A 19,166-nucleotide genomic window follows, 5' to 3' on the forward strand; every position below is an offset into this window, starting at 1 on the left:
GCGAGATGACGACGGGGCATGCCGAATTTCTGTCCGCCGAACTGCCTTCCGGTCGCGTCGCGCACTTCCACTGGGTGTGGCTGCGCGACTCCTGCCCGTGCGAGGAATGCCGCAACATTCACGCCAAGCAGAAGTACTTCGACTCCGCGACCATTCCGGCCGACATCACGGCCAGCGCCGTCCGGCAGACCGCGGACAGGGTCGAGATCATCTGGCCCGATGGACATCGCAGCGACTATCCGATGCGCTGGCTCGCCGAACGCGAGGCCCAGCGCCTGGCGCGGCCGCCCGCACCGGACGGTCGGATCCCGTGGACGTCCCCCGCCGCGGTCGCCGATCACCGCTTCGCCTACCGCGACATCATGGCCGACGATTCGATGCTGGTCGCCGCGCTGGACCGCTTGTTCCGCCACGGCATCCTGGTGATCGACGGGCAGACCGATGCCGATTCGGATGCCCTGTGCGCTCGCCTGGCCGGATTCGTGGACCGCTCCTATTTCGGTGAATATTTCGACCTGGAAACCAAACCCGACGACACCACGGACAGTATTTCCTTCAGCACCCGGCAGCTGCCGATGCACACCGATATTCCGTACTACACCGTCCCGCCGGACTATCAATTCCTGTACGGTCTCGATATCAATGCGGCAGCCACCGCGGCCACCGACGGCCGCACCCGATTCGCCGACGGATTGGCCGCGGCACACCGGTTGCGGGAAGCGGATCCCGAGGCATTTCGGGTGCTGTCCACCATTCCCGTCACCTATCGAGCCGAATATCGGGCCGCCGAGAAGATCTACGAGAACGAGACGACGATAATCCGTACCGACCACAATGGCGAGGTCGTCGGTCTGGTCAACAATCCGACGAAAATGTACTTCGACACCGTGCCCTTCGAGTCGACGATTCCGCTCTACCGGGCGTACGCGACGTTCAAGGGGTTGCTCGGCGACGAGGTGTGCTACTTCCACTCCTGGCATCCGGGCGACATGATCGTCTTCGACAATCGGCGAATCTTCCACGGGCGCGGGGAGTTCGGCGCTTCGGGCATCGTCCGGACCTTGCGCGGCGGCTACTTCAGCGAAATCGAGCTCGCCGCCCGGGCCCGGTTCGTCGCCGAGCGGATCAGCTGACGGTGTCGGCCGGTGTGGTCGGACTGGTGCTGGTCGCCGCCGTCTTGCACGCGGGCTGGAACGCTCTTCTGCACGGCGGCGGCGACCGGCTGCGGATGGCCACCCTGATGAGCATCGCCACCGCGGTCATCGCGGTGCCGTTCGCGCTCGTGCTGCCGTTGCCGGATCGGGCCAGCTGGCCCTGTCTGATCATCAGCGCGGCGGTGCAGGTGCTGTACATCCTCTTTCTGGTCCGGGTATACCGGGTGGCCGATCTGGGTTCGGTCTATCCCGTAATCCGGGGCAGCGTCCCGCTGTTCGTCACGCTGGGCGCGACCATCGCGGTCGGCGAGGAGCTGAGCCCGCGGCTGCTGCTGGGTATTGGGCTGGTGTCGTTCGGCACCATGGCCATGTTGAGCGGCAAGGACAACGGCGGCGCGCAGGCCATGACGCTGGCCGTGGTCACCGGCGGAATCATCGCGCTCTACACGGTGATCGACGGCATCGGTGCCCGGCAGGCGGGCAATCCACACGCCTACACGGTGTGGATCTTCCTCGTCTTCGGTGTGCTGATGTGCGCGACATTCCTAGCGCTGCGCGGCTTTTCGCCGCTGGGATATCCACCGGAGTGGCAGACGGCGGTGCTCGCCGGGGTGATCCAGATCGTCACCTACGCGGTGGTGATCTGGGCCTTCACGCTCGCTCCGCTCGGTCCGATCTCGGCGCTGCGGCAAACCAGCGTGGTGGCGGCCACGTTGATCGGCTGGCGGTTTCGCGGCGAGTCGCTGTCGGCGATCCGGCTCGGCGCCTCGGTGGTGATCCTGGCAGGCGCGGCCCTACTGAGTTGATGCATTGAAAATGGAAGGTACGTAGCGGTATGTACGGCGATGCAACGGCCGGTCCGGTCTTGCTCAATCCCGGTCCGGCGGGTACATCCGAGCGCGTCAAGAACGCACTGCTTCGCGGCGACCTCTGCCACCGGGAAACGGAATTCACCGAGCTGCTGAATCGGCTGCGGCTCGAACTGCCACGGGCCCTGGACTTTCCGCGGACATACGAGTCGGTGCTCGTCACCGGTTCCGGGACGGCGGCCATGGAAATGGCCGTCACCGGCGCGGTGCGGTCCGGCCGGGAGCTCCTGGTCCTCAGCAACGGCGTCTACGGCGAGCGACTGCTCGCCATCGCGCGGGCCCACGGCATCACCGCCCACGAGGTGGGACCCGAAGGCCCGCAACTGCACCGGTGGACCACCCCGATCGATCCCGCGTGGGTCGAGCGCGCGCTCGAAGCGCACCCGCGAGTGGACGCGGTGGTGTGCGTCCACCACGAGACGACCACAGGTTTGATCAACCCGGTCCGTGAGATCGGCGAGGTGGTCGCCCGCCATCGGGCGCTGTTCGTGGTCGACGCGATCAGCAGCACCGGCAACGAGGAACTGAACCTCGCCGATGTGGGCATCGACATCCTGTGCGGCACAGCCAACAAGGGTCTGCACGGGCTGCCCGGCCTCTCGTTCCTGCTGTGCGGACCGGCAGGATTGGACCGAATCGCCGAGGCTCCCGCGCGCGGGTTCTACAACAACGCCGCGACCCATCTGGCGGGTCAGCGCCGCGGCGACGTGCCCTTCACCCCGGCGGTGCAGATCTGCTACGCCCTCGACGAGGCGCTGGCGGAGTTCGCCGAGCGCGGTGGCCGTCGCGCCCGCGTCGCGCTCTACCGGGAGCGCGCCGTGCTGGTGCGATCCGGCTTCGCGCGCCTCGGCCTCGAGATCCTGGTGGATCCACCGCATCGCGCGAATTCCGTTTCCACCCTGCGGCTTCCGGCGAATGTCACCTACCGGCGCCTGCACGACGAGCTCGCCCAGCGCGGCTATCTCATCTACGCGGGACAGGGCGGGCTGGCGGCCGGGCATTTCCGAATCTGCACCTTCGGGGAAATCCCGTGGGAGCGGCTGGAAGCCCTGGAGTTCGCGCTCGATGCCGCACTGCTCGCGGCCCGGGACTGACACGAGAAGAAGCACGAAACATGATCTCCGCAGCGGAATTTTGCGCTGAACTCGACGAGCGCGGCTTCACCGTGGCCAGCGGTGTCCCCTGCTCCTACTTCGGCGGTCCGATAGCGCTGCTCGGCAGCGGCGCGGGCCGCTACATCCCGGCCGCCAACGAGGGTGCGGCCCTTGCGATTGCGGCGGGCGCCGCCTTGGCGGGCGGCCGACCGTATCTCATGTTGCAGAACTCGGGGCTGGGCAACCTGGTCAATCCGCTGACCTCGTTGACGATGACCTACCGGATCCCGGTCCTCGCCTTCGTCAGTTTGCGCGGCTGGCCCGACCCGGCCCACGACGAGCCGCAGCACGCGGTGATGGGACCCGCCACGCACGCCCTGCTGGACACCTTGGGCGTCCACCACGACACCATGCGCGCCGATGTCGAACCATCGGGCTTTCGCTCGCTGCTGGATGCGGCGCAGCGCGAACTCGCGGTCGGCAGACCCGCGTTCATCCTCGTCGAGAAGGGCGCGGTCGGCTCGGTCGCGCTGCCCTCGGCACCGGACAACGACGCGCTGAGCAGCGCCGAAGTCTTACGTGCGGCCGCGCAAGCCGCCGGTGAGCCCGGCCTGCTCGTCGCCAGCACGGGCTACACCGCACGAGAGTTGTTCGCCGTCGCGGACCGCCCGGGCAATTTCTACATGCAGGGCTCGATGGGCCACGCGGCGGCGATCGGTCTCGGCCTCGCCCAAGGTGATCCGGATCGACCGGTGATCGTGGTCGAGGGCGACGGCTCCGCGCTGATGCACCTCGGAACCCTCTCCGTGATCGGGCATCAGGCCCCCGCCAATCTCGTTCATCTGGTGCTGGACAACGGAATCCACGAATCGACCGGCGGCCAGCCGTCCACCTCCGCCACCACGGATTTCGCCGCGGTCGCGGCCGCCGTGGGCTACCGCACGGCGGTGAACTGCCATGCCGCAGGCGATTTGGAGCGCTTCCTGCAAACGGCGCTGTCTGCCCCGGGCCCGCATCTGGCCGCGATCCGAACCGGCCGACGGATCGGTCAGGCCCCGCCGCGGGCCACCAGCAGCGCCGCGCCCGACGTCCTGGCCACACGATTCGCGACCACCGCCCAGCGAAAAGGACCGATACCATGACCCGCAGTACGCTGCGCGACAGCCTGCGCGCCGGTAATCGCCTGCGCCTCATCGGCGCTCACGACGGCCTGTCCGCATTGCTCGCCGAACGATTCGGCTTCGACGGGACCTGGGCCAGCGGTCTGGGCATCTCGGCCGTACACGGCCTGCCCGACGAGGGCCTGCTCACCATGACCGAATTCCATGCCGCCGCTGTGCAAATGCGTCAGGCCAGCTCGCTGCCGATCGTCGCGGACGTGGACTCGGGTTTCGGCGACTACCCCGTGGTGCGTCGCATGGTCCGGCTCTACGAGGAGGCCGGGATCGACGCGGTCTGCATCGAGGACAAGCAGTTCCCCAAGCGCAACAGTTTTCAGGACGGCAATCACTTGGAGCACCCCGATATCGCGGTCCGACGGATCGAGACCGCCAAGCGGGCGCAGCGCGGTGACGACTTCATGGTGATCGCACGCCAGGAATCCATGATCGCGGGAGCCGGTTTGGACGATGCCGTCGCCCGCGCCCACCGTTACCGCGAGGCCGGTGCCGACGCGCTGCTGATCCACAGCCGCCGCGAGGATCCCGCCGAGGTGGCCGACTACTGTGCCCGCGTCCGAGCCGAGGGCATCCGCCTACCGCTGGTGTGCATTCCGACCACCTACCACTCCACCACCGCCGACCAGCTGTGGTCCTACGGAATCAGCGCCGTGGTCTACGCCAACCAGCTCGTCCGCGCCTCGACGCGAGCCATGGAACTTGTCCTCGAGTCACTGTCCGCGGTCGGCTCCACCAGCGAAATGGAGCCGCGAATCGCTTCGCTCGGTGAGCTTTTCGCGCTGGTCGGCATGGACCAGCCCGCCACCACCCCCTGAGCGGGCGGCGAGGGTGGAGCCGGTGAAGACGGCGATCAGGCCGATCAAGGTGGGGCGGGTGAGGGGTTCACTCAGGAAGAGGCAGCCGAAGAGGACGCTTACGGCCGGGCTGAGATACCAGGCCAAGGCGGCGATCGACGCGTTCGAACGAGATATCAAGTGGTAGTAGAGGACCAGAGGGCCGGAGGTGAGGATCAAACCCAGGGCGAGCAAGGCTGCGGTGGCGATGGGCGGTGGTGGGCCGCTCAGGGGGAACAGGTGGATTCCGGGGACGATCATGATCGTTGCGGTGATCGTCATGGTGGTGGCCGCGAGGCTCAGGGGTGGGATGTGGGCCAGATGCCGTTCGACCAGCAGGGCGCCGAGGGCGTAGCTGAGCGAGGCACCGATCACCAGGACGCCGCCGAGTAGAGCGCCAGTCGAACTGGCGAGGTTGAATCCGACAACCATTGAGAGCCCGACGAATCCGATGACCAGCCCGAGCAGGCCGCTCAGGTGGCGTGGGCGTTCATTGGGAGCCAGAACGACCATCCACAACGGTTGAAAACCGATCAAAATCGCGCTCGAACCCGCCGACAGGAATTGCAGCCCGTAGGTCAGCAGCAGCAAGGGCGCGGTCGACTGCACCAGCCCGATCGCCAGAACCCGTCCGGGACACCGGATCAACGCGGGCAGCTCCACCGCGAGCGCTCCCAGTTCCAACCAAATCGCTCGGTTCACGGATATAGCCGAACAATGAGGACGCATTCGCGTCCCGATAGTGCGTGCGAACGAAAAGTTCAGAGCCGATCTTGCTCGAAGATTCTACCGCCTGACGCAGCTGCGACGCCATGCCGACGCGAAGGGTCCCGCCGCATAACCGAACCATGGTCCGTTCCATTCCTCGTGTCGCGAAAAAGTAAGGGGGGTAGGCAGACTCGGGGGTATGGATCTGGGTTTTTATGCGGGACAGGTTGTTGTGGTTACCGGGGCGGGGGCCGGGATCGGGAGGGAGATGGCGGTGCGGTTGGGGCGGGCCGGGGCGAAGGCGGTGCTGGTGGATGTCGATGAGGGGAGGGTCGGCGAGGTGGCGGGCGAGATTCGAGACGCGAGTGGGCGGGCATTGGCGATGGTGGCGGACGCCGCGGATCCGGACCGGATGAATGAGGTTGCGGGGGAGACTGTTCGGGAGTTCGGGGGTGTGGACGTGTTGATCAACAATGCGGGCCGACTGTTCTACGGGGGTGTGGCCGAGTCCGACATGGCCGACTTCGAGACGGCGATGCGGGCGAATTTCGGTGCGGCCGTGGCGAGTACGAGAGCCTTCCTGCCACACATCGTGAAGTCCGAGCGGGGGCGGATCGCGAATCTGTCCTCGGCGTACGGCCTGATCGGATTGGCCGGGGCCGCGCCGTACACGGCGGCCAAGTTCGCGGTCCGAGGGTTCACCGAATCGCTGCGATCCGAGCTGCGCACACACCCGAATGTGGCGGTGAGCTGCGTCTATCCGGGTGGTGTCAAGACCGGGATCGCCTGGTCGGCCTTGGCGGCGGCGGGGATCGACGCGCGCCGCGCGGCGGAGCGGTTCGATCGACAGGTGGCGCGGACCCAGCCGGGAAGGGCGGCCGAGATCATCCTGAACGGTATTGCGCGCGGCCACAGTCGTGTTCTCATAGGTGCCGACGCGATCCTCGCCGACGCCGTCGCCCGGGTGGCGGGCGGCCAGTACGAGCGGCTGCTCCGGCTTGTGATCAGGGGATGATGAGGGGAAGGCGGAATGGCCGGTACGCGATGGCTGCTGATCGAAACCTTCGGGGGCGGTGAGCCCTCGGTGATCGGACTCGGCAGTGCGCCAAGGAAATTCGTGCCACTCGCCCAAATGTTCCGGCAGCGTGAGACATTGGCGACGCTGCGGAGTGCGATCGCGGCCACCCAGGCCGCCCTCGCGCCGGTGGAGATGATGAGCGAGGACGGCCGCCGCCGCACCCTGACCCATCCGCTGCTCATCACCCCGGAGCGCATGCACGCCGTCCTGGTGTGGTCCGGTCCCACCGAGGAGACGGTGCCGCCGCGAGATCCCGTCGGCGCGTGGTACTTCAACCTCTCCACCTCGAAGTCGACCAGGTCCGACGACCTCCTGGACCTCTACGGCGTCGCCCCGGAGAACCGCGCGCGCGAGCACGCCATCGCGGGTGTGTTCACGCGCGTCATCACCAATAGCGACGAGTCCGACGCCCTCGCCAAGATCGTCCGCTCGGCCCCGGGCACCGAACACCAGGCGGTGTGGACCGTCCGCCGCGACGACGGCGCGCTGCGTGCCGCGCACTTCTCCTGCCGACTGCTCGAAGAGCCCGGTCCCGCAGGCGGTTCGGAGACCTTCTTCCGCGGCGTCACCCACGACATCGGCGACGCGACCAATGTCAGCGCCGCCCCGCCGCCGGTGATCCTCGAGCACCGGGTGCTCGACGCCGCCGCGGAGGAGGGCGAGTTCCGCGCCATCATGGACCTGCGCACCCTGCGCCTGCTGCGCTGGATGGGCCCGCCCATGCCGCAGATCGCCTGGCAGTCGCTCGCGGGCGAGCCGGAGCCGGAAATCCACCCGGAGGATCTCGACATCGCGAAAACGATGAGCCGCAACCTCGCCCACCAGCGCACGAGCGGAACCCTGCGGCTGCGCGCGCTGGACGGCGGCTGGAAACCCGTGCACGCCCGCGCCGTGCTCATGGCCCTCGACCAGCACACGACGGCGGCCCTGGTCACCATTCGCGAGCCCGACGGGGACTAGCCCCGGCCAGCAAACAAACCGCCGGTAAGGTTTGTTGTCTTTCTAACACCGCCGGCACCCCCGCGCACCGTCCGCCGCAGGTCACGTCGATCATGCTCGAAATACCAGGTAGACCAACGAATTTGCTCGATTGCCGACAAAATTAACCTGCCGATAAAATTCCGCCCACACGCACCCGCTAGCGGGAATCTCGTCGGTCCTCCCCGTGAGGCCGCCTGGCGCGTCGATGGTAGGCCCTGGTCCGGAAACGCTGTGGCGTTCACCGGAATTCGGGCTGCTCGACGGACGGAGGGCGGCTGTCATGTTCGAACCGAAACGGTGGACGACGCGGGGGATCGGCGCGTTCGACAGGGTGCGGGAACGGTTCGTGTACTGGCTGCTACGCCCGGGCGAGGTCACCACGCCACCGGAACTGGCCGATGCCGAACTCGTGCGAATCCCGCTGTACCGCTTGCGCATCGACAACCCGGTCCGAATCTCGGGGGAGAACTCCCGCTATGTCGACGCCCTGGCCGAGGTCTACGCGGCCCTGCCGCCCGTCGTCGTGCACCGCCCCTCCATGACCGTCATCGATGGCGCGCACCGTGTGCGCGCCGCCCAGTCCGCGGGCGGCCAGTGGATCGACGCCCTGTACTTCGACGGCGACGACGCCCAGGCCTTCCTACTGGCCGTCCGTCTCAATTCCGGCCCCGGCCTGCCCCTGTCGGCCGCCGAGCGCAAGGCCGCCGCCGCACGGGCCCTGTCCTACTTCCCCGACTGGTCGAACCGGACCCTCGCCGAGGAGGTCGGCCTGTCCGAGCGCGCCGTCGCGAGCATCCGCAAGCGATCGGCCGCCGCACCCGTCCGCGCCCGCTCCGAGCGTCGCCCCGCGTCAATGCCCACCAGGACAGCCGACGACGGGTTCGTCCCCGCGTGACACACTGAAGCACCAATCGATCATGGTGCAAGGTGTCTGGAGTGGCTGGGTTGTCGGGGGTTGAGCGATTCGAATTCCGCACGGGGGAGGGCGAACGCTCCGGTGAGGTGTTCGAGCGCTGGGAAGCCGGACTCAGCGAAGCGTATGTGCCGCTGGGGGTTTCGCCGAAGACCGCTCCGGAGTTCCGCGGCTGGATCACGCTCGGAAAGTATCAGGACGTCGAGCTGTCCACCCTCGGCGCGACCCGGCAGCGGGTGGATCGAACCAGAACCCTCATCGCCCGCACCGACATCGAACTCCTCCACACCAGCATCCAGATCTCCGGTCGCGGCCGCCTGTACCAGGACGATCGGGTCGCCGAGGTCGGTCCCGGCGACATGGTGTTCTACGACAGCACCCGCCCCTACCACTGGGAATTCGACGGCGACTGGGAGATGGCCGCCGCCCAGGTGACCCTGGGCCGCCTGCGCGACCGCGCGGGCCTCACGGGCCACGACATCCCCACCGCCACGACCGTGACCCGGACCAGCCCGGCGGGCCTGGTCTCGAGCTTCCTGCTGGACCTGGCGACCCTGCAGAACACCGCGCCGGAACAGGCCGCGACCCTGGCGAATTCGGCGGTCGACCTGCTGGCCTCCGCGATCGCGTTGACCGCCGGACGCACGATCCCGGGTGAGACCGCCGAGGCCCTGACCATGCGCCGCGTGGTGGAGTTCCTGCGCCGCCACTGCGCGGACCCGAACCTCACCGTCGACGGCATAGCCGCGGGCTGCGGGGTGTCGCGTCGCACCCTGTACCGCGTGCTCGAGCAGTTCGAGGACGGCCCCGCCACCCTGCTGCGGCGCACGCGCATCGAGCGAGCCTGCCAATTGCTCACCGCCCGACCGGATCTGCCGATCACGGCCGTCGCCCACGCCTCCGGTTTCGCCACCGAGCGCCAGTTCTACCGCGCCTTCCGCCTCGAGCGGGGCACGACCCCGGCCGCCTACCGGGCGACCGGCGCCTGATCACGCGGCACGGCCCGCATGAACAGCGGCTTGTCCGGCGCCCCGATGAACGAAAGCTGCGGCCGGATGGGCTCGTTCGTGGCGAGCCGCAGATCCAACTGCTGCGCGATGGTGGCGATGGACAGCACCACCTCCATGGTCGCGAAGTTCTGCGCGATGCAGATGCGCTTGCCCGCCCCGAAGGCCAGCGACGCCTCGCGATGCGGCCGCGTCATGTGCTCCGGCAGGTACCGTGTCGGATCGAATTCCTTTGCGCGATCCCACACTCGGGGATTGCCGTGCACCCCGTGCATGCTGATCATGAGCGTGGTCCCGGGCTTGATCCGGTATCCGGCCAGCACGTCCTCCGCGACCGCCACCTTGCTGAGCGCCATGATCGGCGGGTGCAGCCGCATGGTCTCGAGGAAGATGGCCTTGGTCCACACCAGCTTGTCCACATCGGCGGCCGTGGGCGGGCGACCGGACAACACGGTGTCGAGTTCCTCGTAGAGTCGCGCCCGCACCTCGGGATGCTCGTCGAGCAATTTCCACACCCAGGTCAGCGCGGTGGCCGAGGTCTCCATCCCCGCGCCGATGAAAGTCATGAGCTCGTCGCGGATTTCGAGATCGGTGTAGCTGTGTCCGGTCTCGGGATCGGTGGCCGCCATGAGCAGTCCGAGCAGATTGTCCTTGCGGGTGATGCGCCCTTCCCGGTGATCGGAAATGATTCCGGCCACGGCCTTCTCGATGCCGCGCAGCTCGTACATGATGTGCGGGGCCATCATCCAGGAGCCGAGCCGCATGATGTGCACGGGCAGCCGTGAGCCCGCCCGCCGCTCGGGTTTCTCGGTGCGGCGCACCAGCCACGTGGACAGGGCGCGCAGCGGGCGGCTCACATTGGTGGCCACCCCCACGCCGAACAACTTCAGCAGCCGCTCGAGTTTGAACGTCGAGATCGGCCCGTCCACATCGGTCCCGAACATGGTGCGCGCCACGATGTCCAGCATGAGCCGCGTCATCTCCACGCCCACGTCGACCGGTTCGCCCGCCGCCCGCAGCCGCCGCACCGTCTCCTGCGCGGCCTCCACCATGGGCACGTCGAACCGGTCGATGGCGCTGCGCGCGAAGATCGGCTGCACCAGCCGCTTGTTGCGGTGGTAGAGCCGGTCGTCGCGCTGGGTCACCAGACCCTGCCCGAAAACCACCGCGAGCATGTCGAACTCGGCCCCGCGCACATACTTCTGATGCTCGGTCACCAGGATCTGCCGCACCAGTTCCGGGCTGCGCACGATCACGAATTTGGCCATCGGCAGCCGGGCCACCAGCACATCGTCCTGTCCGGGCAGATCGGCCGCCAGATACTGCATGATGGTGCGCTCCCGCACCCGCTTGGGCAGCCCCAGCGCCAGCCGCCACGACTCGCCCCAGGTGACCGGCGTGTTGTGCCAGCGCATGGGCGCGGGCTGCCACCGCGGCGGGTGGAGTTCGGTGCTTCCTGTGGCCGACGCTGTCATGGACCATCCCCGAGATCGAAAGTCGTTCACCCCGAAGGGCTTACGGTCGGATGCTACTGAACAGTAGGAGTTCGCGCAGCCGAGTGGGGAGTCACGACGTCATGGTTGCGTCACATTCTCCCGCTTGATTCTTGAAGAACCGTTCAAGTAACTTGGACGCATGGCCCGCACCCGTGAATTCGAACCCGACGACGTGGTGGAAGCCGCCATGCGCCGGTTCTGGGAACGTGGTTACCGGGCCACCTCGGTGGAGGAGCTGGTCAAGGCGACCGGGGTCAAGCCCGGCAGTCTGTACAGCGCGTTCCCGGGAGGCAAACACGCGCTGTTCCTGGCGTCGCTGCGCCGGTATTCGGATCTCGTCGTGCCGCGCAAACTCGGCGAGCTCGACGACCCGAACGCCTCGGTGGCACAGGTGCGCGGCTACTTCGACGGACTGGTGGCCGATCTGCTCTCGCCCGAGGGTCGAATGGGCTGCCTGTTGGTGAACACCGCCATCGAGAACGCCGCCACCGACGACGCGGCCGCGGCGGTGGTGCGCGGGCATCTGCGGCGGTTGGAGGACCGCATGCGGGACGCGCTCCAGAACGCGCTGCGCCGCAAGGAAATCCGCGAAACGACCGATCCTGTGGCGGCTGCCAAGGGATTGGTAGCCACCTCGCAGGGGTTGATGGTGGTCGGCAAGGCCAATCCGGACGAGCAGGTATTGCGTGCGATCGTCGACAATGCCTTCGCCGGACTGACACCTTCCTAGCCGCGACGAAAACCGTTGCGAGGCCGTCCGGTATGGACGGCCCTTCTTTCTCCTCAATAGTTGAACACTCACTCAAGAATGAGGCTCTGTCATGAAGGCGATCATCATCTCCCGCTACGGTGCGCCCGAGGTGCTCACCACTACCGAACTACCCGACCCCATCCCGGCCGAGGGTGAAATCCTGGTGAGAGTCAAGGCTTTCGGCCTCAATCACGCCGAGACCTATATGCGCTCCGGTCAATGGGGTGAAGTCGCCCAGGTCACGGGGATCGAGGCCGCGGGCGTCGTGGCCGACGATCCGGCCGGGAGGCTCGCACCCGGAACCGCGGTCGTGGCGATCATGGGCGGCATGGGCCGGACTCGCAATGGTGCGTACGCCGAACTGGTCACCGTGCCGGCGGGCAATGTGGTGCCGGTCGAAACCGGTTTGGATTGGACGGATCTCGCCGCTGTCCCCGAGGTCTACGCGACCGCGTGGATGACCTTGCACGACAACCTCGCCCTCGAGCCCGGCCGGACCGTTCTGGTCCGCGGTGCGACATCGGCGCTGGGTCAGGCCGCGGTGAACATCGCCGCCGACCTCGGCGCGACGGTCATCGCCACCACCCGGTCGCAACAAAATGCCGCCTTGCTCGAAAAGATCGGTGCGGCACAGGTTCTCATCGACGATGGCAAGCTCGCGGATCAAATCCACGCTCACGGCCGATCCGTCGATGCCGTTCTCGATCTGGTCGGCAACTCCGTCTTGCGCGATTCGCTCGCGACCGTCCGCCCGCGCGGTAGCGTCTGTCAGGCCGGATTCCTCGGCGGCCTGGCTCCGGTCGCCGACTTCAACCCGATCGCCGATCTGCCCAGCGGCGTCCAGCTGTCCTTCTTCGGCAGCTTCACCCTCGGCACCCCGGACTTCCCGCTCTCCTCCATCCCGTTCTCCGATCTCATCGCCAAGGCCGAGGCGGACGTCTTCCACGCGAAACCGGTGCGCACCTTCGCCTTCGACGAGATCGTGCGGGCCCACGAGGTGATGGAATCCGGGACCGCGGGCGGCAAGATGACCGTCGCGGTCGGCTAGGTCAGCGGCGGACCGCCGCGCGGCCCAGGGTGCCGTCCAGGTAGGCCGCGCGGCAGGCGCGCCGGGCGATCTTGCCGCTGGAGGTGCGGGGGATGGATCCGGCGGGGACCAGGAGCAGGTCGCGGACCAGGACACCGTGTCGGCTCGACAGGGCGGCGCGTACCCGGGAGGCGATCAGGTCGGGGTCGAGTTTGCCGATGCCCGTGCCGCGTTCGGCCACGATGATCAGTTGATCGGAGGTGTCGTCGGGCTCGACCGGACGTTCGGTGGTCGCGTGGCGGGGAAGTTCGTTGGCGGGCACCGAGAACGCGGCGATGAACCCGGGTCGCAGTGCGGTGCTGGCGTTCTGGGCGGAGTGTTCGAGATCCTGGGGATAGTGGTTGCGGCCGTTGATGATCACCAGATCCTTGACGCGGCCGGTCACGTACAGCTGCCCGCCCAGGTACGCGCCGAAGTCGCCGGTGCGCAGCCAGCGCGCATCGGCGGGCGCGCCCTCGGCGTGGCTGTCCTTGAACAGCCTGCGCACCAGCCTGTTCCGGAACGTCTTGATGGTCTCGTCCGGCCGGTTCCAATAGCCGACCCCGAGATTGTCGCCGTGCAGCCAGATTTCGCCGACCGTGCCGTCGGGTCGCTCCCGCCCGGACGCCGGATCGGTGATGACGGCCCACTGCGCCCGCGCCAGATAGCCGCAACTGACCTGTGCCACAGCGTCTTCCCGCTCCGGTGTCACCGGCACCATGCGACCGGCATTGAGTCGCTCGCGATCCACGTGCACGACCCGCGCCGCCACCTCGGCCTGCGTGGCGGACACGAACACGGTGGCCTCGGCCATGCCGTAGCAGGGCTTGATCGCGTTCGAAGCCAGCCCGTACGGCGCGAACGCCTCGGTGAACTTGCGCATGGCCGAGACCGTCACCGGCTCACTGCCATTGATCAAGCCGATCACCTTCGACAGGTCGAGCCGGGTGCCCGGTGCGGGCCGCCCGCGCTCGGCGGCGTACTCGAACGCGAAATTCGGTGCGGCGGAGAAGACTCCGCCACCGTCGGTGGTCGCACCGAGCTCCTTGATCCACCGATAGGGCCGCCGAATGAACGCGCTCGGCGACAGCAGGGTGATGTGCCGCCCGCACACCATCGGCAGGATGACGCACAACAGCCCCATGTCGTGGAACAGCGGCAGCCAGCTCACGCCCCGGCAGTCGGCATCGAGGCCGAGCGCATCGGCCAGTTGCAGGAGATTGGTCGCGACCGCGCGGTGGGTGATCTCCACACCCGCGGGCGTTCGCGTGGACCCGGACGTGTACTGCAGGTACGCAATGGCATCTGCGGTGGCGTCCGGTCGCCGCCAGCTCGCCTCGAGCACCGTCGGCACGGCGTCGACCGCGATGATGCGGGGCCGTTTCCGGCCCGGTCGACGGCCGTAGAAGTCCCGCACCCCGGCCGCCGCGGACACCGTCGTGAGGATCACCGCGGGCGCGCTGTCCGCGAGCACCGCGTGCAGGCGATCGGTATGTCCGGGCTCGTCCGGCGTGAACAACGGCACCGCGATGGCTCCCGCCGCGATGGCCCCGAAAAACGCCACCACGTAATCCAATCCGTGCGGAGCCAGCACCGCGACCCGATCACCCGGCGCGCTCACCTGCTGCACGCGCGCCGCCACCGCGCAGACGCGCAGCTGGAATTCCGACCAGGTGAGCTCACGGTATTCCCCCTCGAGCGCCCGCGAATAATCCGCGTACCGGTACACCACGTCGTCCCCGTGCGCCGCGGCCCGCTGGTCGATGAGATCCATGAGCGTGAGCGTCGGCGGAATCTCGATATCGGATCGACAGGCGAACGGGGTTTCGACCATATGCCTACTCCTACTCGGAATGAATTCGGGTGTGCAGTAAAAGCTTTCACTGCTCGAACCGGGCAGGCAAAGTGTGCTCGAATACGGTGGCTCCGCCTGTGATTGGAACCATCCGAAGGTCGGGGCGGATGTCCCTACCACCGACCGCCGCGCTTGCGCAATCAACCGGCAATCGGCTAGGGTTCTACGTATCTACTAAGTAGATCCGTAGAAGAGCTCGGGCCGTGGACCACCCGCGGCCGAGGACGCCGTGGGACCGGCGTCGTGGCGGCGGGTTGGTGCGATCCCTCATCTCGCACGAGACCGCCGACACACCGGGGGCGGGGCCGCAGGTCAGCGGCCCCGCCCCGGAGTGGTGGGTTCGGTGGGTGCGTTCAGGCGCTCAGACGCGGGCTCTGATCCACTTGTAGATGACGAGCACGATGATCGCGCCGATGATGGCGCCGATGAAAGCGTGCTTGACCGGGGGATGGACGTCGAAGTGGTGGGGCGCGAAGACCAGGCTGCCCAGGGTGCCGCCGACGTAGCCGCCGATAATGCCCAGGACCGCGGTCCAGATGATGCCGAAGTCTTCCTTGCCGGGAACCAGGAGGCGGGCGATCGCGCCCGCGATGAGGCCGATGATGATCATCGTGATGATGCCCATGGCATGCTCCTTGCGTTGAGATACCGCTTGTCGAAGGTAGCAGGGCTGCGGTCGCCGGTGAGCGTGTCGCAGCGTCCGTGTCGCAATACAGCGGATACCGCTTTCTCCGGCAGTGAAACGTGCGCCGGCGCTCCGGTTTCGGGTTCATGATGGATTTCGGACGACTTCGCGATGGCAGCGTGGCCGCGAAGTCCTGCTGATCCGCCCCCTCGAAAGGCGCAGCGCATGACCGAGAATGCGCCCGAAATCCCGAATCTCAGCGGCCAGGGTGATCTGGCCCGCACCATCGCCGCCCGCGGCGGGCTGGCCGCCCCCGAGCAGCCGTTCGTCATCGAGCACCGCGAGGCGCTCATCTACATGCTCTGCCAGGCCGCCGAACTCGAGCACGGCATCATGTGCCAGTACCTGTTCGCGGCATTCTCGCTCAAGACCTCGGCCGACGAGGGGTTGAGCGCGGACGAGCTGGTCAAGGTCACGCGCTGGCGAAAACTGGTTTCGCATGTGGCGACCCAGGAGATGCTGCACCTGTCGCTGGTGCACAATCTGCTCTCCGCCATCGGCGCGGCACCGCATATGGCCCGCCCCAATCTGCCGCTCCCGGCCGCGCACTATCCGGCGGGGGTGCAGCTGGCGCTGCTACCGTTCGGCGAACAGGCGCTGCGGCACTTCATGTTCCTGGAACGCCCCGAGGGCATGGATCTCGACGACGCCGAGGGCATAGCGAATGTCGGGCGCGCGGCGGCGCACATGGAAAAGGGTGAGATCGTGCCCCGGCTCCAGGATTTCGCCACCGTCGGGCACCTGTACCGCTCGATCGAGAACGGCATCGCGCATCTGGCCGAGAAGTACGGCGAGCAGTGGCTGTTCGTCGGTCCGCGGCGCGCCCAGGCGACCCAAAAGCATTTCCGCTGGCCGGAATTGGTGGCGGTCACCGATGTGGCCTCCGCCAAACGCGCCATCGACACCATTCTGGAACAGGGCGAGGGCGCGCGCGGCGACTGGCGGGACGCCCACTTCGGCCAGTTCGTCAAGATCCTCGACGAGTACGAACAGGCCCGGCGCGACAATCCGAACTTCGATCCGGTGCGTCCGGTGCTGGCCGCGAATGTCCGTGCCCCGGAACGGGATTTCCCGGTCCCGCTGATCAGCGATCCGGATACCGCCCGCGTCACCGACCTGTTCAATGTCGGCTACGAGATCCTGCTCCAGATCTTCGAACGCTTCTTCGCCCACACCGAGGAAACCGACGCGCAGCTGCAAACCCTGGCCGACGCGACGGTCTCGCTCATGTTCGGCGTCATCCAACCGCTGGGCGAACTCATCACGACGCTGCCCGCCGGTCCCGACCACCCCGGCCGCACCGTGGGCCCCAGCTTCGAATTGTTCTACGAGACAGACTATTTGATGCCGCACCGCGAGGCCGCGTGGGCACTGCTGACCGAGCGCCTCGGCGAGGCGGTGGCCTTGACCGAGGCCATCCGCGCCGACCTCCCCGCGACGGTGGGGGAGCCGCTCGCCCCGATCAGCAAGTCCTTCAGCGACATTCAGGCCACCCTGGCCGCCCACTTCCCGAGCTGGAATGCCCACGCCCGCCCCGAAATCCTCGGCAGCGATCCCGCCGTCCAGGCCGCCGCCCGCCAGCGCGCCGACGAATTCGCCGAGCGGGTCGCGGGCATCGAGGCGCGCGGTGACCTCGCGGACCTGTTCGTGGCGGCCTACGCCCTCACCCGGCAGACCACCCCGGCCGCCGTTCTCCCGCGCCTGGCCGACAGCGTGCTGCGCCCCTTGTCGGAAGCACTGTTCCGCCAAGGGCTCGACGCTGAGCCGACAACCGAAGGGCGCGACGATGAGACGGTTCCGCCGCCGGAGGTGAGGCTCGAGGCCGGGGCCGCGACGACCGAATCCTCGGGGAAGGGACGCGCCGCCGAGATTGCCCGAGATGGACGCGAGCCGTCGGGTGCGAGAGCGGGTATCGGCGATGCGGCCGCGGCGGATTCGGGTCCGGTCGAGCAATTGCGCGCCCTCGCCGCCGCGGCCACCCGTTTGGGCGGCCACCTCGCCCTGCCCGAGCTCGTCGAGGCGACGGCCGCGCTTCAGGATTTGGCGTGCGCGGTCCGACCGCGGGGCGAGCGCGCGGCCCTGCGCGCGGAATTCGCTCGGCTCCAGGCCGATTCGGGCAGCTCGATCCGGACCGCGAAGAACGGGCCCTACCTGGTGACCAATGCGGCGGTCGTCGATCACCTCGGTCTGCCGCTCGAGCTGTGCCCCACCGTCGCGCTGTGCCGCTGCGGTGCTTCGGCACTCAAACCGCTCTGCGACGGCAGTCATGCCCGCATCGGGTTCAATGACGCGAAGGATCCGTCGCGGGTCGCCGACCGGCGTGACACCTATGTCGGTGAGCAGATCACGGTTTTCGACAATCGCGGTATCTGCCAGCATTCCGGGCTGTGCACCGATCGGCTGTCCACGGTGTTCCGCACCAATGCCGAGCCTTTCGTCGCGCCCAATGGCGGCCGCATGGACGAGATCGTGCGTGCGGTCCGCGCCTGCCCGTCCGGTGCGCTGGGTATGGCCTTCGACGGTATCGAGGCTCGCGACCTCACCGACTGGAGCGGCACCCGCGCACCGGTCATCGAGGTGACCAAGGACGGCCCCTACCGCATTCGCGGCTCGATCCCGCTCGCGGCGGCCGACGGCACCGATATCGACCGCGCCGAAGGCGCTTCCCGCGAGCACTATGCGCTCTGTCGTTGCGGCCAGTCCCAGAACAAGCCGTTCTGCAGCGGAATGCACTGGTATGTGGGCTTCCAGGACCCGGTACCCGCACCGGGACAGGAACCGACCCTGTTCGAATGGTCCGGCGGCTACCCGGCACTGCGTCGAGTGACGGCGCTGCTCTACGACAAGCTGATCCCCGAGGACGAGCTGCTGGCACCGGTTTTCGCCGCTGCCGACGCCGATCGCGCCGACCGCGAGGCCGAATGGATGGCCGTTGCCTTCGGCGCACCCCGAAACCCGGACGAGCCCCGCATCCGCCCGATCCTGAGCGATGCGCAACGCGAACGCTGGACCCAGCTGCTCCTGCGCGCCGCCCGCGAATCCGGCCTCCCGCCCGAGACCGAATTCCGTTCCGCCTTCGCCGCTTTCGCCGAATGGGCCGCGACCGCCGAAGGGCCCGCCCCGGACTGGGATTGGGGCCCGATGGGCACCCCGTCCCCGCAACCCACCGAATCGATCGCCGAGCCGACACCCGTCGTCCTCCCGGCCCCCGACGAGACCGTCAGTTTCGCGACCCACATCAAACCCCTTTTCCGAGAAAAGGATCAACGCTCCATGGGCTTCGTCTTCGACCTGTGGTCCCTCGACGACGTCACCAAACACGCCCCCGAGATCCTCGACCGCCTGGCCGCGGGCACCATGCCCTGCGACGGCCCCTGGCCCGCCGAACAGATCGAAGTCTTCCGCCGATGGACGGAATCCGGCATGACTCCCTGACGATCTTGGACCGACCCGACGACGGCCCACCGGGATTCCGGTGGGCCGTTCTCGTTGCTGGAA

16 protein-coding genes are annotated in these 19,166 nt (G+C 67.8%); 12 read left to right on the plus strand and 4 right to left on the minus strand.

All coding sequences use genetic code 11. From position 1 onward, the window contains the following. Positions 1-5: 5 nt before the first annotated feature. The 5 genes from VMT65_RS07005 to VMT65_RS07025 are packed head-to-tail and all read left to right on the plus strand — an operon-like array spanning position 6 to position 5,110. The gene (locus VMT65_RS07005; RefSeq protein ID WP_326307103.1) at positions 6-1,133 is read left to right on the plus strand and encodes a TauD/TfdA family dioxygenase; all 1,128 of its coding nucleotides are present in this window, start codon (positions 6-8) and stop codon (positions 1,131-1,133) included. Positions 1,134-1,135: 2 nt separating this feature from the next. Beyond that, the gene (locus VMT65_RS07010; RefSeq protein ID WP_326307105.1) at positions 1,136-1,960 is read left to right on the plus strand and encodes an EamA family transporter; all 825 of its coding nucleotides are present in this window, start codon (positions 1,136-1,138) and stop codon (positions 1,958-1,960) included. 29 nt (positions 1,961-1,989) lie between these two features. Then, complete coding sequence (locus tag VMT65_RS07015) at positions 1,990-3,117, plus strand: pyridoxal-phosphate-dependent aminotransferase family protein (protein WP_326307106.1); 1,128 nt, start codon at positions 1,990-1,992, stop codon at positions 3,115-3,117. A gap of 20 nt (positions 3,118-3,137) precedes the next feature. Continuing rightward, entirely contained in the window at positions 3,138-4,259 is a 1,122-nt protein-coding gene (aepY, locus tag VMT65_RS07020; protein ID WP_326307108.1) for a phosphonopyruvate decarboxylase, read from the plus strand. Continuing rightward, positions 4,256-5,110 carry an isocitrate lyase/phosphoenolpyruvate mutase family protein gene (locus VMT65_RS07025; protein ID WP_326307109.1) on the plus strand — a complete coding sequence of 285 codons (855 nt, stop codon included), beginning with the start codon at positions 4,256-4,258 and terminating at the stop codon, positions 5,108-5,110. The genes aepY and VMT65_RS07025 overlap by 4 nt, the downstream gene beginning before the upstream one ends. Here the strand turns inward: VMT65_RS07025 and VMT65_RS07030 are convergent. Next, positions 5,006-5,830: a DMT family transporter gene (locus tag VMT65_RS07030; protein ID WP_326307110.1), complete on the minus strand. Its 825-nt coding sequence runs from the start codon at positions 5,828-5,830 to the stop codon at positions 5,006-5,008. The genes VMT65_RS07025 and VMT65_RS07030 overlap by 105 nt on opposite strands. 205 nt (positions 5,831-6,035) lie before the next feature. On the opposite strand from VMT65_RS07030, the gene VMT65_RS07035 reads away from it, so the two are divergent. The 4 genes from VMT65_RS07035 to VMT65_RS07050 all read left to right on the plus strand — a co-directional run bounded on the left by VMT65_RS07035 (position 6,036) and on the right by VMT65_RS07050 (position 9,797). Continuing rightward, positions 6,036-6,851, plus strand: a complete 816-nt coding sequence (locus VMT65_RS07035; protein ID WP_326307112.1) for an SDR family NAD(P)-dependent oxidoreductase — start codon at positions 6,036-6,038, stop codon at positions 6,849-6,851. Between the two features lie 15 nt (positions 6,852-6,866). After that, positions 6,867-7,874: a GAF domain-containing protein gene (locus VMT65_RS07040; protein ID WP_326307113.1), complete on the plus strand. Its 1,008-nt coding sequence runs from the start codon at positions 6,867-6,869 to the stop codon at positions 7,872-7,874. 301 nt (positions 7,875-8,175) lie between these two features. After that, positions 8,176-8,790 carry a ParB/RepB/Spo0J family partition protein gene (locus VMT65_RS07045; RefSeq protein ID WP_326307115.1) on the plus strand — a complete coding sequence of 205 codons (615 nt, stop codon included), beginning with the start codon at positions 8,176-8,178 and terminating at the stop codon, positions 8,788-8,790. Between the two features lie 41 nt (positions 8,791-8,831). Then, positions 8,832-9,797 (plus strand): helix-turn-helix domain-containing protein, encoded by a 966-nt coding sequence (locus tag VMT65_RS07050; protein WP_326307117.1) that lies wholly within the window; start codon positions 8,832-8,834, stop codon positions 9,795-9,797. Here the strand turns inward: VMT65_RS07050 and VMT65_RS07055 are convergent. After that, positions 9,776-11,290 (minus strand): cytochrome P450, encoded by a 1,515-nt coding sequence (locus tag VMT65_RS07055; protein ID WP_326307118.1) that lies wholly within the window; start codon positions 11,288-11,290, stop codon positions 9,776-9,778. The genes VMT65_RS07050 and VMT65_RS07055 overlap by 22 nt on opposite strands. Positions 11,291-11,450: 160 nt before the next feature. Here VMT65_RS07055 and VMT65_RS07060 point away from each other — a divergent pair, with 160 nt between their 5' ends. Both VMT65_RS07060 and VMT65_RS07065 read left to right on the plus strand, forming a co-directional pair. Further along, complete coding sequence (locus tag VMT65_RS07060; RefSeq protein WP_326307119.1) at positions 11,451-12,041, plus strand: TetR/AcrR family transcriptional regulator; 591 nt, start codon at positions 11,451-11,453, stop codon at positions 12,039-12,041. A gap of 91 nt (positions 12,042-12,132) precedes the next feature. Further along, a complete protein-coding gene (locus VMT65_RS07065) occupies positions 12,133-13,110 on the plus strand; it encodes a zinc-binding dehydrogenase (RefSeq protein WP_326307121.1) in 978 nt (325 codons plus the stop codon). Position 13,111: 1 nt separating this feature from the next. Here VMT65_RS07065 and fadD32 read toward each other — a convergent pair whose 3' ends face one another. Continuing rightward, a complete protein-coding gene (gene fadD32 / locus VMT65_RS07070) occupies positions 13,112-14,962 on the minus strand; it encodes a long-chain-fatty-acid--AMP ligase FadD32 (RefSeq protein ID WP_326307123.1) in 1,851 nt (616 codons plus the stop codon). A 382-nt stretch (positions 14,963-15,344) separates the two neighbouring features. Further along, a complete protein-coding gene (locus tag VMT65_RS07075) occupies positions 15,345-15,608 on the minus strand; it encodes a GlsB/YeaQ/YmgE family stress response membrane protein (RefSeq protein WP_326307124.1) in 264 nt (87 codons plus the stop codon). A 225-nt stretch (positions 15,609-15,833) separates the two neighbouring features. Between VMT65_RS07075 and VMT65_RS07080 the strand changes: the two genes are divergently transcribed. After that, positions 15,834-19,103: a ferritin-like domain-containing protein gene (locus VMT65_RS07080; RefSeq protein ID WP_326307125.1), complete on the plus strand. Its 3,270-nt coding sequence runs from the start codon at positions 15,834-15,836 to the stop codon at positions 19,101-19,103. Positions 19,104-19,166 lie beyond the last annotated feature (63 nt).

It is taken from the genome of Nocardia sp. CDC153 (genome assembly GCF_035818515.1).
Lineage (GTDB): Bacteria > Actinomycetota > Actinomycetes > Mycobacteriales > Mycobacteriaceae > Nocardia.

What these genes read in the sequence shown, in the direction of transcription:
- VMT65_RS07025 (WP_326307109.1), top strand. Translation starts at nt 4,256, where the DNA reads ATGACCCGCAGTACGCTGCGCGACAGCCTGCGCGCCGGTAATCGCCTG.
- VMT65_RS07055 (WP_326307118.1), bottom strand. Translation starts at nt 11,290, where the DNA reads ATGACAGCGTCGGCCACAGGAAGCACCGAACTCCACCCGCCGCGGTGG.
- VMT65_RS07045 (WP_326307115.1), top strand. Translation starts at nt 8,176, where the DNA reads ATGTTCGAACCGAAACGGTGGACGACGCGGGGGATCGGCGCGTTCGAC.
- VMT65_RS07005 (WP_326307103.1), top strand. Translation starts at nt 6, where the DNA reads ATGACGACGGGGCATGCCGAATTTCTGTCCGCCGAACTGCCTTCCGGT.
- VMT65_RS07080 (WP_326307125.1), top strand. Translation starts at nt 15,834, where the DNA reads ATGACCGAGAATGCGCCCGAAATCCCGAATCTCAGCGGCCAGGGTGAT.
- VMT65_RS07040 (WP_326307113.1), top strand. Translation starts at nt 6,867, where the DNA reads ATGGCCGGTACGCGATGGCTGCTGATCGAAACCTTCGGGGGCGGTGAG.
- aepY (WP_326307108.1), top strand. Translation starts at nt 3,138, where the DNA reads ATGATCTCCGCAGCGGAATTTTGCGCTGAACTCGACGAGCGCGGCTTC.
- VMT65_RS07035 (WP_326307112.1), top strand. Translation starts at nt 6,036, where the DNA reads ATGGATCTGGGTTTTTATGCGGGACAGGTTGTTGTGGTTACCGGGGCG.
- VMT65_RS07065 (WP_326307121.1), top strand. Translation starts at nt 12,133, where the DNA reads ATGAAGGCGATCATCATCTCCCGCTACGGTGCGCCCGAGGTGCTCACC.
- VMT65_RS07075 (WP_326307124.1), bottom strand. Translation starts at nt 15,608, where the DNA reads ATGGGCATCATCACGATGATCATCATCGGCCTCATCGCGGGCGCGATC.
- fadD32 (WP_326307123.1), bottom strand. Translation starts at nt 14,962, where the DNA reads ATGGTCGAAACCCCGTTCGCCTGTCGATCCGATATCGAGATTCCGCCG.
- VMT65_RS07060 (WP_326307119.1), top strand. Translation starts at nt 11,451, where the DNA reads ATGGCCCGCACCCGTGAATTCGAACCCGACGACGTGGTGGAAGCCGCC.
- VMT65_RS07015 (WP_326307106.1), top strand. Translation starts at nt 1,990, where the DNA reads ATGTACGGCGATGCAACGGCCGGTCCGGTCTTGCTCAATCCCGGTCCG.